16 protein-coding genes are annotated in these 14,232 nt (G+C 73.6%); 6 read left to right on the top strand and 10 right to left on the bottom strand.

Translation table 11 applies throughout. From position 1 onward, the window contains the following. Positions 1-1,698: a sodium/solute symporter gene (locus NE235_RS05930; protein ID WP_252799900.1), complete on the top strand. Its 1,698-nt coding sequence runs from the start codon at positions 1-3 to the stop codon at positions 1,696-1,698. Positions 1,699-1,979: 281 nt separating this feature from the next. Here the strand turns inward: NE235_RS05930 and NE235_RS05925 are convergent, their stop codons facing one another. From NE235_RS05925 to thiO, 5 genes are all read right to left on the bottom strand, one after another. Beyond that, positions 1,980-2,843 carry a deoxyribonuclease IV gene (locus NE235_RS05925; RefSeq protein WP_252799899.1) on the bottom strand — a complete coding sequence of 288 codons (864 nt, stop codon included), beginning with the start codon at positions 2,841-2,843 and terminating at the stop codon, positions 1,980-1,982. 72 nt (positions 2,844-2,915) lie between these two features. Then, complete coding sequence (gene pknB / locus NE235_RS05920; RefSeq protein WP_252799898.1) at positions 2,916-4,955, bottom strand: Stk1 family PASTA domain-containing Ser/Thr kinase; 2,040 nt, start codon at positions 4,953-4,955, stop codon at positions 2,916-2,918. Between the two features lie 125 nt (positions 4,956-5,080). After that, the gene (locus tag NE235_RS05915; protein ID WP_289848198.1) at positions 5,081-5,902 is read right to left on the bottom strand and encodes a thiazole synthase; all 822 of its coding nucleotides are present in this window, start codon (positions 5,900-5,902) and stop codon (positions 5,081-5,083) included. Between the two features lie 2 nt (positions 5,903-5,904). Next, the gene (gene thiS, locus NE235_RS05910; RefSeq protein WP_252799897.1) at positions 5,905-6,105 is read right to left on the bottom strand and encodes a sulfur carrier protein ThiS; all 201 of its coding nucleotides are present in this window, start codon (positions 6,103-6,105) and stop codon (positions 5,905-5,907) included. Continuing rightward, entirely contained in the window at positions 6,102-7,217 is a 1,116-nt protein-coding gene (gene thiO, locus NE235_RS05905) for a glycine oxidase ThiO (RefSeq protein WP_252799896.1), read from the bottom strand. The genes thiS and thiO overlap by 4 nt, the downstream gene beginning before the upstream one ends. 157 nt (positions 7,218-7,374) lie before the next feature. Here thiO and NE235_RS05900 point away from each other — a divergent pair, with 157 nt between their 5' ends. Genes NE235_RS05900 through NE235_RS05885 form a run of 4 tightly spaced genes read left to right on the top strand, consistent with a single transcriptional unit; the run spans position 7,375 to position 9,870 of the window. Beyond that, positions 7,375-8,547 (top strand): NAD(P)/FAD-dependent oxidoreductase, encoded by a 1,173-nt coding sequence (locus NE235_RS05900; RefSeq protein ID WP_252799895.1) that lies wholly within the window; start codon positions 7,375-7,377, stop codon positions 8,545-8,547. 37 nt (positions 8,548-8,584) lie between these two features. Continuing rightward, entirely contained in the window at positions 8,585-8,962 is a 378-nt protein-coding gene (locus NE235_RS05895) for an Rv2175c family DNA-binding protein (RefSeq protein WP_252799894.1), read from the top strand. Between the two features lie 51 nt (positions 8,963-9,013). Beyond that, entirely contained in the window at positions 9,014-9,706 is a 693-nt protein-coding gene (thiE, locus tag NE235_RS05890) for a thiamine phosphate synthase (protein ID WP_252799893.1), read from the top strand. Then, entirely contained in the window at positions 9,703-9,870 is a 168-nt protein-coding gene (locus NE235_RS05885; protein WP_252799959.1) for a hypothetical protein, read from the top strand. The genes thiE and NE235_RS05885 overlap by 4 nt, the downstream gene beginning before the upstream one ends. A gap of 137 nt (positions 9,871-10,007) precedes the next feature. On the opposite strand, the gene NE235_RS05880 is transcribed toward NE235_RS05885, so the two are convergent. Then, positions 10,008-10,178, bottom strand: a complete 171-nt coding sequence (locus NE235_RS05880; RefSeq protein ID WP_252799892.1) for a hypothetical protein — start codon at positions 10,176-10,178, stop codon at positions 10,008-10,010. An 87-nt stretch (positions 10,179-10,265) separates the two neighbouring features. Beyond that, a complete protein-coding gene (locus tag NE235_RS05875) occupies positions 10,266-11,327 on the bottom strand; it encodes a polyprenyl synthetase family protein (protein ID WP_252799891.1) in 1,062 nt (353 codons plus the stop codon). 49 nt (positions 11,328-11,376) lie between these two features. On the opposite strand from NE235_RS05875, the gene metF reads away from it, so the two are divergent. Further along, the gene (metF, locus tag NE235_RS05870) at positions 11,377-12,285 is read left to right on the top strand and encodes a methylenetetrahydrofolate reductase [NAD(P)H] (protein ID WP_252799890.1); all 909 of its coding nucleotides are present in this window, start codon (positions 11,377-11,379) and stop codon (positions 12,283-12,285) included. On the opposite strand, the gene NE235_RS05865 is transcribed toward metF, so the two are convergent. The 3 genes from NE235_RS05865 to NE235_RS05855 form a co-directional block, all read right to left on the bottom strand. Then, positions 12,237-12,824 carry a GNAT family N-acetyltransferase gene (locus NE235_RS05865; RefSeq protein ID WP_252799889.1) on the bottom strand — a complete coding sequence of 196 codons (588 nt, stop codon included), beginning with the start codon at positions 12,822-12,824 and terminating at the stop codon, positions 12,237-12,239. The genes metF and NE235_RS05865 overlap by 49 nt on opposite strands. A 5-nt stretch (positions 12,825-12,829) precedes the next feature. Then, on the bottom strand, positions 12,830-13,153 hold the full coding sequence (locus NE235_RS05860) for a hypothetical protein (RefSeq protein WP_252799888.1): 324 nt from the start codon (positions 13,151-13,153) through the stop codon (positions 12,830-12,832). A gap of 64 nt (positions 13,154-13,217) precedes the next feature. After that, positions 13,218-14,219: a FeoC-like transcriptional regulator gene (locus NE235_RS05855; RefSeq protein ID WP_252799887.1), complete on the bottom strand. Its 1,002-nt coding sequence runs from the start codon at positions 14,217-14,219 to the stop codon at positions 13,218-13,220. Positions 14,220-14,232: the final 13 nt, after the last annotated feature.

The following is a 14,232-nucleotide window of genomic DNA, read 5'->3' as shown; positions in this document are numbered from 1 at the left end:
ATGATCACGATGCTCGCGATGGCCCTGCTCATCGCCTCGCTGGCGGCCGTGCCGGCACGGGGCGGGCCCGCGCGGGCGTCCGGCCTCTACACCGCCGCCCGTGAGGTGTCACCCTGGTGGAACGCCTCGGCGATCAGCGGCGAGTACGTCTCCGCCGCGGCCTTCCTCGGCATGGCCGGTCTCGTCCTCGCGTACGGCGCCGACATGCTGTGGCTGCCGATCGGCGCCGCCGCCGGCCACGTCGTGCTGCTCGCCCTCGTCACGGCCCCGCTGCGGCGCTCCGGCGCGTACACCGTGTCGGACTTCGCCGAATGGCGGCTGGGCTCACGGCGGGTCCGCCGCGCCGTCAGCGCGTGCGTGCTCGTCATCGGCTGGTTCTACCTGCTGCCCCAGTTCCAGGGCGCCGGAGTGACGCTGTCGGTGATCAGCGGGCTGCCCGTGTGGATGGGCTGGCTCGTCGTCGTGGCGGCGGTGGTCGTCCTCGTCCTGCCGGGCGGGGTGCGGAGCATCACCGGCGTGCAGGCCGTGCAGTTCTGGCTGAAGCTGACGGCCGTCACCATCCCCGCGCTGGTCTTCATCGCCGTCTGGCGGCTGCAGAACGACGCCGACGCGGCCAGGCCGCCCTACTTCCACCGTGACACGACCGTCACCGCCGACACGGCCGCGGGCATCCACCTGACCGCCCCGGCCGTCGTCGCGGTCACCGGCGTCCTCGACGGCCGCCGCCACGACGGTGAACGGCTGCGCCTCGCGGCGGGCCGGCACCAGGTGCGCGCCGGCACCCGGATGCGGTTCCCCGCAGGGTCGCCGGTGCCGCACACGTCGCGGATCGCGCTGCTGCGCGGCGACCGCTGGGCGACGCCGTTCGCGGGCGGCCGCGAACACCCGCTGGCCGCGACCTACTCCGTGCTCCTCGCGACGATCCTCGGCACGATGGGCTTACCGCAGATCACGGTGCGGTTCTACACCAACTCCTGCGGGAGCGCCGCCCGGCGCACGGCCGGGCTCGTCGTCCTCATGCTGGCGGTGTTCTCGCTGTTCCCGGCGCTCTTCGGCACCCTCGGCCGGCTCTACACGCCGGAGCTGCTGATGACCGGGGAGACCGACGCGACGCTGCTCCTGCTGCCGCAGCGGATGCTCCCCGGCGTCACCGGGGACCTGCTCACCGCGCTGGTCGCGACCGGCGCGTTCGCCGCCTTCACCTCCACCTCCTGCGGCGTCGTGGTCGCCGTGTCGGGCAGCATCGCCCAGGGGCTGGGCGGGGGAGCGCGCGGCTTCCGCGCCGCCGTCCTGGTCGCGGTGGCCGTGCCCCTCCTGGTCGCGCCCTGGGCCTGCAGTCCTCAGTCGGCGGCGCTGGTGACCGTCGCGTTCGCCGTCGCGGCCTCGTCGCTGGCGCCGCTGCTCGTCCTGGGGGTGTGGTGGCGGCGTCTCACTCCGGCCGCCGCGACGGCCGGGATCCTCGCGGGCGGCGTGCCGGCGACCGCCGCCGGGCTGGCGCGGGTGCTCGGTGACCCCGGGCCGGGCTCCGGCTGGCTGGGGACCCTCGTCGAGCAGCCGGCGATCGTCACGGTCCCGCTGGCGTTCGCGGTGACCGTGGCGGTGTCGCTGCTCACCCCCGGGCGGATCCCCGACCGCACCGAGCGTGCGATGGCCCGCATGCACCTGCCCGACGGGCTCGGACCGGACGGGCCGCGCTGAGGCCGTTCGTCGTGTCACGGTGACCGCTCGGCTCTCGCTTACCGAACGTATACCGCTCACTACTGACCGTTTGCCGAGGCGAGGCCTGAATGGGTTTCGCGGCCGGGCGCGGGGACCCTAGGGTTTCGGACACAGCAACGTTCTCGGGACGGCCGCCAGGCTCCGACTCGGGGGGGGTGGACGCCAGGCGGCGCGCCTGGGTGCTGCTGAACGGTCGGGGGGTTGTTCAGCGGCACCCAGGCCTTTTTCTTGCCCGGAACCAGGGCGGGAGAGGGCGGCGGTCAGCCGTCGCGGAGTCTCTTGAGGGTCTCGATGTCGGCGCGGTGCGGCTCGGCGCTGCGGCCCGGGGTCTCGATGACGAGGGGCACCCCGCGGCTGACCGGATGACGGAAGAACTCGGCGAAGGGCGCCGCGCCGATCTGCCCGGCGCCGATGTTCTCGTGGCGGTCCCGGCAGGACCCGCAGGGGTCCTTGCTGTCGTTCGCGTGGATGAGCCTGAGCCGGTCGGCGCCGACGGTCCCGGCCAGCGCCTCCAGCATCGCGGCGACGCCTCCCGGCGCCGTCAGGTCGTGCCCGGCGCTGAACGCGTGGCAGGTGTCGAGACAGACCCCGGCGCGCGGATGCCGGTCCACGGCGTCGAGGTAGGGCCCCAGGTCGGTCACGGTGGCGCACAGCATCCGCCCCTGCCCGGCCATCGGCTCCAGCAGGAGGTCGGGACCCTCGCCGGGGATCTCGTCGAGGAGCGGCAGCAGGTGCTCGCGGATCTGCCGCATCGCGTCCTCGCGGGGCTGGGACACCGCGGAGCCGGTGTGCACGACCACGCCCCGCGCGCCGATCACGGCACCGCGCTGGAGGGCGTGCCGGATCGAGGCGACCGAGTGGGCGATGGTCTCAGGGCTGGGTGAGCCGAGGTTGATGAGGTACGGCGCGTGCACGAACACCGGCAGGTCGTGTTCCTCGGCGTGCTCCCGCAGCCGCCGGTCCTCGGCCGGCTTCCCGGCCGCCTGCGCCCAGCCCCGCGGGTTGCTGACGAAGACCTGGACGGCCTCGGCGCCGATCTCGGCGGCGTAGCGGAGCCCGCCCGTCGCGAGCCCGCCCGCCACCGGGACGTGCGCGCCGATCGCGTTGATGTCTGCTCTGGCCATGACCGATCCAGCCTAGGGGGTGTGTGGTGGACACCCCCTGGTCACCCCTGGTCGAGCGTCCCGGCGGGACGCTCAGTGCCAGATCTTGACGACCTGTCCCTTCGGGAGCGGCGTGTTGGGCGGCGGGTCCTGCCCGGTCACCGGGTCGCCGGCCTGGCCGCCCGCCACCTGGACCTGGAAACCGGCCTGCATGAGCGTCTGGGCGGCCTGCGCGATCGGCTGGCCCAGCACCCCGGGTACGGGCGCCTGCTGGCCGTTCCCGGGGTCGTCCTTCTTGCCGTGGTCGTGCATCTGCCGCCACATGCAGGCGAAGTCCAGCGGCGCGCAGTCCTTCTGGGCCTTGGTCACGGTGATCTTGACGACCTGGCCCGGGGTCAGCTGCTGTCCGACGGGCGGGTCCTGGTTGATGACGGTGTTCGGCTGCTGCCCGTCGGCCAGGTCCTGCTCCTGCCACTGCACGCTGAGTTTGAGCCTGCTGAGCTTCTGGGCGGCGGCGTCGCGCTTGAGACCGACCACCTTCGGCATCTGGATGCCGTTGCTGACCACCAGCGTGACGGGGTCGTCCGGGCTCTGCTTCTCACCGGCGGCGGGCCTGGTCTTGATCACCGAGCCGTTCGGCACGCTGACGCTGGCCTGCGGGACCACGTCGCCAGGGGTGAGCCCCGCCTGCTGCAGCGCCTGCTTGGCCTGGGCCAGCGGTTTGCCCTTGACGTCCGGGATCTCGACCGGCTGCTTGCCCTTGGAGAGAATCAGCGTGAGCAGGGTGCCCTTGTCGACCTTGGTGCCGGCCTGCGGCTGGACCTCGGCGACCTTGTCCTTCGGAACCTTCGGGTCGAAGCGCGAGGAGCCGACCTTGACCTTCAGCCCGGCCTGCTCGGCCGTGACGCGCGCCTGCTCCTCGGTCAGCCCGGTCAGCTTCGGCACCGTCTCCTTGTTGCCCACGGTCTGGAACCACACGATCCCGCCGAGCAGCAGCACGACGGCGAGCACGCCGGCGATGACGCCGTACACGCCCGGCGGCCGCAGCAGCCGGTCGCGCATCGTCGGAGGAGGCGGCGGCTCGTGATGCACCGTCATCGTGTGCGGACCGAGCATCTGCGTGCCCGCGTGCGGCGGCGCGTAACCGCCGGGCTGGGGGCCGAGCATCTGCGTCGAGCCGTCGGCGACCGTGGCGCCCACGGCGGGCGCGGGAAGCGCGGGGGGAGTGGGCGACGGCGGAGGCGGCGGCGCCGCCGCGACTCCGGCCAGCGCCGCGTCGACCTCCGGCGGCAGCTGGCGGTACACCTCGCCCGCCGCGGCGTGGAAGTGGTCGGCGTCGGACGGCCGGCGTGCCGGGTCGCGGTTGGTGGCGCTGGCCACCAGCGCGTCGATCTGCGGCGGGAGGCCGGGGACGACGCTGGAGGGCAGCGGCACGGTCTCGTTGACGTGCTTGTAGGCGACGGCCAGCGGCGTGCCACCGTCGTACGGCTGGCGGCCGGTCAGCAGCTCGAACAGCATGATGCCCGCGGCGTACACGTCCGTACGGGCGTCGGCGTCACCGGAGATGACCTGCTCGGGCGCGAGGTAGCCGACGGTACCGATGATCATGCCGGTCTTCGTCTGCTTGGTCGCCGTCTCGGCGCGGGCCAGGCCGAAGTCGGCGACCTTCACCTGCCCGTCGGCGGTGAGCAGGACGTTCTCCGGCTTCACGTCGCGGTGGACCATCCCGGCGCGGTGCGCCGCGCCCAGCGCGGACAGCACCGGCTGCATCACCTGCAGCGCCTCGCGCGGGCCGAGGCGGCCGCGCTCGGTCAGCAGGTCGCGCAGCGTGCGCCCGGGGACGTACTCCATCGCGAGGAACACGTAGCCCTTGTCGGTGCCCTGGTCATAGACCGCGACCACGTTCGGGTGGGAGAGGGCGGCCGCGCTCTTCGCCTCGCCGATGAAGCGCCGCACGAAGTCCTCGTCCATGGCGAGGTTCGCGTGCATGACCTTAAGCGCCACCGTACGGTCCAGCTTGGTGTCGTGACCGGCGTAAACGGTGGCCATGCCACCCCGGGCGACACGTGACCGTACGAGGTAGCGCCCGTCAAGCACCTGCCCGACGAGGGGGTCCGCAACCGTCGTATCCATCAGGGGGAGTGTATTAGGGATTCGGGGGCATACTCGTCCTGACTCAGGATCAAAGCATCAATCCTTGCGGGATCGAGACCATCCCCCGGGCCGAACGGCCTGCTCGGAGCGCGGGCGGCGGACGGTCAACTCGCGGAGCTCAATCCCTCCCACGGCGAGGAAGCCTGCGCGTACCGGCGCTTGGGGATCCGGCCGGCGAGGCGGGCCAGCCGGCCGGCCTCGACCGCGTGCCGCATTGCCGCGGCCATCAGGGCCGGCGACTGGGCGCGGGTGACGGCCGTGGCGAGCAGGACGGCGTCGCAGCCGAGCTCCATGGCGAGGGCGGCGTCGCTGGCCGTCCCCAGGCCCGCGTCGAGGATCACCGGCACCCCGGCCTGCTCGACGATCAGCTCGATGTTGTGCGGGTTCCGGATGCCCAGACCCGAGCCGATGGGCGAGCCGAGGGGCATCACCGCGGCGCAGCCGGCCTGTTCGAGGCGCCGGGCCAGCACCGGGTCGTCGTTCGTGTACGGCAGCACGACGAAGCCGTCGTCGACGAGCCGCTCCGCGGCGTCCGCCAGCTCGATCGGGTCGGGCAGCAGGGTCCGCTCGTCGGCGATGACCTCCAGCTTGATCCAGTTGGTCCCGAGCGCCTCGCGGGCGAGCTTGGCGGTGAGGACGGCCTCGCCCGCCGTGAAGCATCCCGCGGTGTTCGGCAGCACCCGGATGCCGCACCGGCGGAGCACGTCGAGGACGGACCCCGGGGTGTCCGCGCCGACGCGGCGCATCGCGACGGTGGTCAGCGCGGTCCCGGACGCGGTCAGCGCCTCCTCCAGGACCCGCATGCTCGGCGCGCCGCCCGTGCCCATGATCAGGCGGGAGCCGAAGCTCTCGCCCGCGATGACGAGCGGATCCGGAGCGCCCGCGGACCGGTCCGCCGTGGGGGCGTGTTCGGCCTGTTCCTGCATGGTCAACCTCCCTGGACGGCGGTCAGCACCTCGATGCGGTCCGCCTCGCGCAGAATCGTGGTGTTCCAGTCGGCGCGCGGCACGACCTCGTCGTTCAGCGCGACGGCGACCCCGGTGGGGCGTTCGGTCAGCGACGCGACGACGCCGGCCACGGACGAACCCTCGGGGGCGTCCCGTTCGGCGCCGTTGACGGTGATCTTCAATCTCGGAACCTTCCGGGTGCGAACGGCCGGATGACCTCGGGGGTCTCTCCGGTCGCGATGGTGTCCGCCATGGCGTCGGCGGTGACCGGGGTGAGGAGGATGCCGTTGCGGAAGTGACCGGTGGCGAGCAGCAGACCGGGCAGCGCCGACGGCCCGAGGACCGGCGCGTTGTCCGGCGAGCCGGGCCGCAGGCCCGCGGTCACCTCCGCGAAGGCCAGCTCGGTGACGCCGGGGACCAGCTCGTGGGCGTCGCGCAGCAGCTCCCACACCCCGCCCGCGGTGACCGTCGTGTCGTAGCCCATCTCCTCCTGCGTCGCGCCGATGACCAGCTCGCCGTCGGCGCGGGGCACGAGGTACACCGAGGAGCCGCGTACGAGGCCGCGGACGGTGCCGCTCAGGAAGGGGAACGGGGCGCGCAGGCGGACGACCTGGCCCTTCACCGGGCGGACCGGGGGGACCGCGTCCGGCGGGAGGCCCTTGAGCTCGTGGCTCCAGGGCCCGGCGGCCAGCACGACCTGGTCGGCGTGGACGGCGTCGCCCCCGGCGAGGCGCACCCCGACGGCCCGGTCGCGATCGGTGAGGACCTCGGCCGCGCGGTCGCGGATCAGGGTACCGCCGAGGCGGTCGACGGCGGCCAGCAGCGCCGCCGACAGGCGGCGCGGGTCGACCGAGCCGTCGTCGGGCGCGAACAGCCCGCCGCGCGCCGACGGCGCCAGCATGGGCTCCCGGCGGCGGCACTCCCGGCCGGTGAGCGTCTCGGCGGTGAGGCCGAGCGACTCCTGGAACCGGCGCAGCTCTTCGAGCACGGCCAGGTCGTCGGCGTCGAGGGCGACCTGCAGCGTCCCGTCTCTGCGGTACGCGGTGTCGCGGCCGGAGACCTCCTCCAGCTCGGCGACGAAGGAGGGGTACCGGTCGCGGGACGTGATGCCGAGCCGCAGCAGGGCGTCCTCGCCGTAGTTCGCCTCGGTGACGGGGGTCAGCATGCCGGCGGCGACGCGGGACGCCTGGCTCGCCGGCTCCGGATCGACGACCGTGACCTGGACGCCACGGGCCAGGGATCGCCACGCGATCCCGAGGCCGATCACTCCGCCGCCGACAATGATCACGTGCACGCGTGCGCTCCCTTCGCCGGCATGATCCGGATCAGGTCCAGAGCCCGCCCCGGCGCACGCCGACGGCGGCTCATGCGGTCGGCGGCCGCTGTGCCGCCCTCTCAGCCCGGTGCGCCGGACTCCCGCGCTTACGTCAACAGACTATAAGGTCACGTACATGAGACGGGTGATCGTCGCAGGTGGCGGGCTCGCGGGCGTCCGGACCGCCGAGGCGCTGCGGGCCCAGGGGTACACCGGCCCGCTGACGCTGGTCGGGGCCGAGCCGCACCGCCCGTACGACCGGCCGCCGCTGTCCAAGGGCGTCCTGCGCGGGGACGTCGACGACACGACCCTCGACACCGACTGGGCGGCCCTCGGCTGCGAGCTGCTCCTCGGCCACCGCGCGACCGGCCTCACCGACGTCCTGGAAACGACGGCGGGTCCGCTGGCCTTCGACGGCCTGGTGATCGCGACGGGAGCCGCGCCGATCCGGCTGCCGGGCGACGGCCCGCAGCACGTGCTGCGGACCATCGACGACGCCCGGGCGCTCCGCGCCGAGCTGCGCCCCGGAGCCCGGGTCGCCATCGTCGGCGCGGGCTGGATCGGCGCCGAGGTCGCGACGGCGGCCGCCGCGGCCGGCTGCCGCGTCACGGTCGTCGAGGCCGCCGACGCGCCCCTCGCCGGGGCCGTCGCCGCCGAGGTCGGCACGAAGACGGCGCGCTGGTACGCCGAGGCGGGGATCGAGCTGCGCACCGGCGTCAAGGTCGCCTCCGTGGAGCGGGGCGGCCTCGACCTGGCGGGCGGCGGCTCGGTCGAGGCGGACGTCGTCCTCACGGGCGTGGGGGTCCGCCCCGAGACCGCCTGGCTCGAAGGCTCGGGCCTGACCCTCGACGACGGCGTCGTGGTCGACGAACGGCTGCGCACCGGGCGCCCGGGGGTGTACGCCGCCGGTGACTGCGCCGCGTGGTGGTCACCGACGTTCCAGCGCCGCCTGCGCGTCGAGCACTGGGACACCGCGCTGAACGCCCCGGAGGTCGCGGCCGCCGGCCTGCTGGGCGGCGAGCGCGTCTACGACCCGGTGCCGTACTTCTGGTCCGAGCAGTTCGGGCACATGGTGCAGTACGCCGGGCATCACCCGGTCGCCGACACGATGCTCTGGCGCGGTGACCCGTCGGCCGCCGGAGGGTGGTCGGCCTGCTGGCTGAGCGGTGATCGTCTTGTGGCGATCCTCACGGTCGACCGACCGCGCGACCTGTTGCAGGGAAGGCGTATCATCGCAGGTCACAAGCGGGTTGACCGGTCAGCGCTGGCGGATCCCGCCATTGCGGTCAAGGAGACCGCTCGTGAGTAAGGTTTCAGAAGATGCCGAAGGTGGTAGGCAGGGTTCCGTGACGCACACCGTTGCCGAAATCGAGATCGACCGACAGACCGACGCACTGGTGGGCGAGTGGCTCACCCTCCGTGAGGTGGCCGACCGGCTCGGCCTCGATCTCAAGCGAGTGAAGCAGCTTCTCCGCGACCACAAGCTCCTGGGAGTGCAGCGCGCCGAAGGCGTCTGCGTCCCGGCGGCCTTCATCTCCGGCGATCAGCCTCTCAAGGGACTCCAGAGCACCCTGACCGTCCTCGCCGACTCCGGCTTCGGAGCCGCCGAGGCGCTGCGCTGGCTGTTCACCGCGGACGAGTCCCTCCCGGGCACCCCGATCGAGGCGCTCACGCAGCACCGCGTCAAGGAGATCAACCGGCGCGCCCAGGCGCTGGCCCTTTGAGCCGCGGAGCACATGCGGCAGGTCCTCTCACCTCCGGCGAAAGAGCCCGCGGTGGCCAGGCACCTGCCCTCTGAACGCGCGGTGACCCTGCGGGCCCGGCTCGACCGGGCCCGCCTCTACCTCTGCACGGACGCCCGCGAGGCGCGGGGCGACCTCGAGGCGTTCCTCGACGCCGCCCTGGCCGGTGGCGTCGACATCGTGCAGCTCCGGCAGAAGGGCCTCGAGGCGCGGCAGGAGATCGAGTACCTCTCGGTCTTCCGCGCCGCCTGCGACAAGCACGGCGCCCTGCTGGCGGTGAACGACCGCGCCGACATCGCCCACACCGTCCGCGCGGACGTCCTGCACCTGGGCCAGGACGACCTCCCGGTCGCGGCGGCGCGGGCCATCGTCGGCCAGGACATCCTCATCGGCCGGTCGACGCACTCGGAGGAACAGGCCGCCGCCGCGGCGACCGAACCCGGCGTCGACTACTTCTGCGTGGGCCCGACCTGGCCGACGCCGACCAAGCCCGGCCGTCCGGCCCCCGGACCGGGGCTGCTCCGGTACGTCGCCGGGCGCGGGTTCACCCGGCCGTGGTTCGCCATCGGCGGCATCGACGCGGGCAACCTCGACCAGGTGCTGGCCACGGGCGCCGGCCGCGTCGTCGTCGTCCGCGCGGTCACCGAGGCCGACGATCCGCGCGCCGCCGCCGCCGAACAGTCCCGCGCGCTCCGCGCCGCCGATGCGCGACAATGGGAGGCGTGATCGGCAACCCTGACGACGAGCGCCTGGTGGAGCTGGCCGACGACGACGATCTGGTGGTGCTGCCCGACCAGACGCGCGACGAATCCGAGCTCGGCTGGGGCGGATACCCCTCATACGACGACGATGACGCCCGCCTCCTGGAGGAGCGGCCGCCGCACTGGTGACGGCCCCGGCCGGGGGGCCCGCTACGACGACAGGAGCCCTTGGCCCGCTCACGGGCCAAGGGCTCTTCGTTCGTGTGGGACGTGGCCGGCTCCCGGCCGGCGCTGCTCGGAGTACGCCCCGTCGCGTCGAACGGGTGTCAGGGATGGACCGGCAGGCCCAGTCCCAGCAGGAACCCGGCGACGACCACCAGCGTCAGCGCCAGCATCAGGCTGCGGCTGCGGGGGGTCCGTCGCGGCGCGGGCGCGGAGACGCGCACTCGGGCCACGGGTTCGGCGACACGCGGCGGGTACGGAGTGTCGAGCTTCATGCGGTCAACCGATTGGTCATGCCCCCATTGTTAACCAGCGAAACCCGTTTTGTCTGGCGAATGTTGATACCGGGGGGTCTTGCGAGGTCAGACGCGGCGCGCGGTGGCGGCGATCGTCAGGTCCGAGAGCGCCGCACGGGCCTCCGCCGTGAGCGGAGCGCTCGTGAGCGCGCCGGACGCCTCGTCGGCGTACCGGTCGATCATCCGCTCGCAGGCGTCCAGCGCCCCGGTCTCCACGATGATCGACCGGAGCCGCTCGACCCCGTCCGCGTCGAGCCCGGGGTCGCCCAGCAGCCGCTCGACGACCTCGGCCTGGGCCGCGGACGAGCGTTCGAGGGTCAGCGCGATCAGCACGGTGCGCTTGCCCTCACGCAGGTCGTCACCCGCGGGCTTGCCCGTCTCGGCCGGGTCGCCGAAGACCCCCAGGACGTCGTCGCGCAGCTGGAACGCGATGCCCAGCGGCATGCCGTACGCCGACAGGGCCGCCATCTCCCCGGACCCGGCCAGCGCCGCCCCGAGCTGCAACGGCCGCTCGATCGTGTACTTGGCGGCCTTGAACCGGACCACCCGCAGGGCCGCGTCGACCATGGCCCGGCCGTCGGCACCGGACCCTCGCGCCTGCCCGACCAGGTCGAGGTACTGCCCGCACATGACCTCGGTCCGCATGATGTCGAAGATGGGCCGCCCACGCCGCAGCGCCTCATCCGGGAGACCGCTGCCCTGGTACATCTCGTCGCTCCAGCACAGGCACACGTCCCCCAGGAGGATCGCCGCGCCCGCGCCGAACGCCTCCGGCGAACCACGCCACCCCGACGCCGCGTGCAGCGCCTCGAACCGGCGGTGCGCGGCGGGCTGGCCGCGCCGCGTGTCGCTGCCGTCCATCACGTCGTCGTGGATCAGCGCGCTCGCCTGCAGCAGCTCCAGGGAGGCCGCGGCGGCGAAGATCTCCGGGCGGTCCTCCCCGCCCGAACCGCGCCAGCCCCAGTAACAGAACGCGGGACGCAGCCGCTTGCCCCCCGCCAGCAGCGCGTCGAGCGCGGTCACCATGGGGGCGAGATCGTCACCGACGGCGCTCAGCACCGGGCGCTGCCGGTCGACGAAGGCGTGCAGCGCCTCGTCGACCTCCTTACGTACGCGACTGGGGGCCATGAGGTCGAGACTAGTGGTCCCCCAGGGTCGTCCCGTTACGCTGGTCTGCATGACCTTCGCTCGCCCCACGATCCGGGAAGTGCTCGCCTCGGGCGAGCCGACCTTCTCCTTCGAGTTCCTCCCTCCCAAGACCGAGCAGGGCGCCCGCAACCTGTGGCAGGCGATCCGCCGTCTCGAGGTGCTGCGCCCGACCTTCGTCTCGGTGACGTACGGCGCCGGTGGCGGCACCCGCGACCGGACCGTCGAGATCGTCGAGCGGATCGCGACCGACACGACCCTCACCCCCGTCGCGCACTTCACGGCCGTGAACCACTCGATCCGCGAGCTGCGGCACCTGATCGGCCAGTTCGCCGCCGTCGGCGTCCGGGATCTGCTGGCGCTGCGGGGCGACCCGCCGGGCGACCCGATGGGGGAGTGGGTCAAGCACCCCGAGGGCGTCGAGTACGCCGAGGACGTCGTACGGCTGATCAAGTCGTCGGGAGACTTCAGCGTCGGGGTCGCCGCCTTCCCGTACAAGCACCCGCGGTCGCCGGACATCGAGAGCGACACCCGGCACTTCGTGCGCAAGTGCCAGGCCGGCGCCGACTACGCGATCACGCAGATGTTCTTCCGGGCCGAGGACTACCTGCGGCTGCGGGACCGGGTCGCCGCACAGGGCTGTGACGTGCCGATCATCCCGGGCATCATGCCGGTCACCCGGCTGAGCACGATCGAGCGGTCCGAGCAGCTCTCCGGCGCGCCGTTCCCGCCGGAGCTGGCCGAGCGGTTCGAGGCCGTCGGCGACGACCCGGAGGCGGTGCGCCGCCTCGGCATCGAGCAGGCGGCGGAGCTGTGCCGGCGGCTGCTGGCCGAGGGTGCGCCGGGCATCCACTTCATCACGTTCAACAAGTCGACCGCGACACGTGAGGTCTACGACCGCCTGGAGCTCAGCGGGAGCCGCGCGCCCATCACCGCGTAGAGCGGGCCCCCGCCCGGGAACCGGAAGGCGGTGAGCAGGTCCGTCAGGCCCAGCGAGCGGTACAGATTCCGGGCGGGCGTCTCGGCGTCCAGCGTGGACAGCACGACGTTCCGCTCCGGGCGGTCCGCGCACAGCGTGGTGATCAGTCTGCGGCCGAGTCCCTGACCCTGGCTGTCGGGGTGGACGTGCAGTTCCGCGACCTCGAAGGTGTCGCCCATCCACGCCTGGGCGTGCTCCGGGCCGCCCGTCTCGGCGAGCGCGGCGTGGACCACGTCGTGCCACCACTGCCCGGGCTCACCGCGGAAGCCGTACGCGAAGCCGACCACGTCGCGCCGGCGCCCGGCGACGAACGCCCGGAAGCCCGGATACGCGGCGTGGCGCTCCATGATCGTGCGCCGGCCCGGCATCTGGTCGACGGGCGGCTCCATCGCCGCGGCGTAGGTCGCCAGCATCGCGTCGAGCCGCCGGTAGAAGCCGCGCCGGTCGATCTCCCGTATCTGCGGGGCGGTCTCCCGCCGGGTTCCGAAAGCTGATCTCACGGGGCTCACTTCGGTAGGTAAGGCGGGACTTTGGACAGTGCGTCGTAAATGTCCCACAGGATCTGCGCGGCCGCCTTCCTGAGCCGGCCGCGCTCGGTCTCCAGCTCCCGCTCCCAGCCGCGCGCGGCCGGCCCCACCCAGGCGTCTCCGACCGTGCGCAGCGGCGGATCCAGCGCCGTCTCGAGCGAGTGGGCGCTCGAGTAGGCGCGCTCGTACGCGGCGAACAGCTCGACGTACGCCGGGTTCGGCTGCTGCACGGGCTCACCCGGCGCCGGCGACGCCGCCGCCGGCGGCCGCACGGTGGCCGGCGCGGGCGGATAGGCGGTCACGAGTCCTCCTTCGTCGGAGGTGTGACCGGGCGGGCCGCGTCATCGGCTCGCTCGCTCCGCTCGTTCACGGGCCCTCCTTCGCCGGAGGAGTGACCACGCGGGCCGTGCCGTCGAGCCGCTCGCCCTGGAGCGCGCCGAGCCGCTGCAGCACCGTGGAGGCCGGACAGGCCGCCAGCGCCCGGCGCACGGCGTCGGAGTGGCGCGCGTGCAGCTCGGCCACGGCCTCGGGATCCGCCGCCGCGGGGCGGAGCATCGCCTCGTGCGGAGGATTCGGCGCGGGGACGCGGTGGCCCGGCGGCGCCGCGCCCAGGTGCGTCAGGCCGACATGCGCCAGGGCGACCTTCGCGCGCCGGTCGAGCCCGGCGTGTTCCAGCACGCTCACCGCTTCGTCGTGCACGCCCTTCCGGGTGGCCTCCTCGAGGAGGCCGCGCAGCCAGGTCTCGGACATCCGAAGGTGGTGGCTGGCCAGGCCCAGCGACTCCCGGACCGCCGCCAGGCGCGCCTCGTGGCCGAGCGCGGCTTCGATCAGGCCGGCGGTGCCCGCCGGGCCGAGCCGGGCGTACAGGCCCTTGACGTAGTCCGGGTCGCCGGAGTCGGCGGCCAGCCGTTTCCAGACCGCCGCCGGAATCGGGTGGTCGGCCGTCAGCGCGGCGTTGATCGCGGTGGCGTCGGTGGTTCCCGCTCTCGTCGCGGCGTGGGCGTCGGGGAAGTGGCCGACCGCGTGCCCCGCCCCGGCCGCCGTCGTACCGCCCGGATGGGCGCCGAGCCGGCCGGTGCCTGCCTTCGGCATGTCGGCGGCGCCCTTGCTCAGATGGGCGATCGCGTAGCTCCGCCGCCGGCTGAGCATCCCCGGCTGGGCGCGAGCCCAGCTCTCCACCGCCGCGGCCTGATGCAGGCCGGTGCGCGGGACACCCGCGGGCAGCGCGGCGTTCGTGCGCAGCCAGGCCGTGATGGCGTTCGACGCGCTCGTCATCTGCTGGATGAGCCGAGCCATCGCGGCGGTGTCGATGCCGACGAAATCCCTGTCACGCGCCGCACTGGCACGCAGACCGTCCTGTCCAGCCATGGGGCACCCGCTC

This window comes from Actinoallomurus spadix (assembly GCF_024055725.1).
Taxonomy (GTDB): Bacteria; Actinomycetota; Actinomycetes; order Streptosporangiales; family Streptosporangiaceae; genus Actinoallomurus; species Actinoallomurus spadix.
This window is presented reverse-complemented; position numbering and strand designations above follow the sequence as displayed.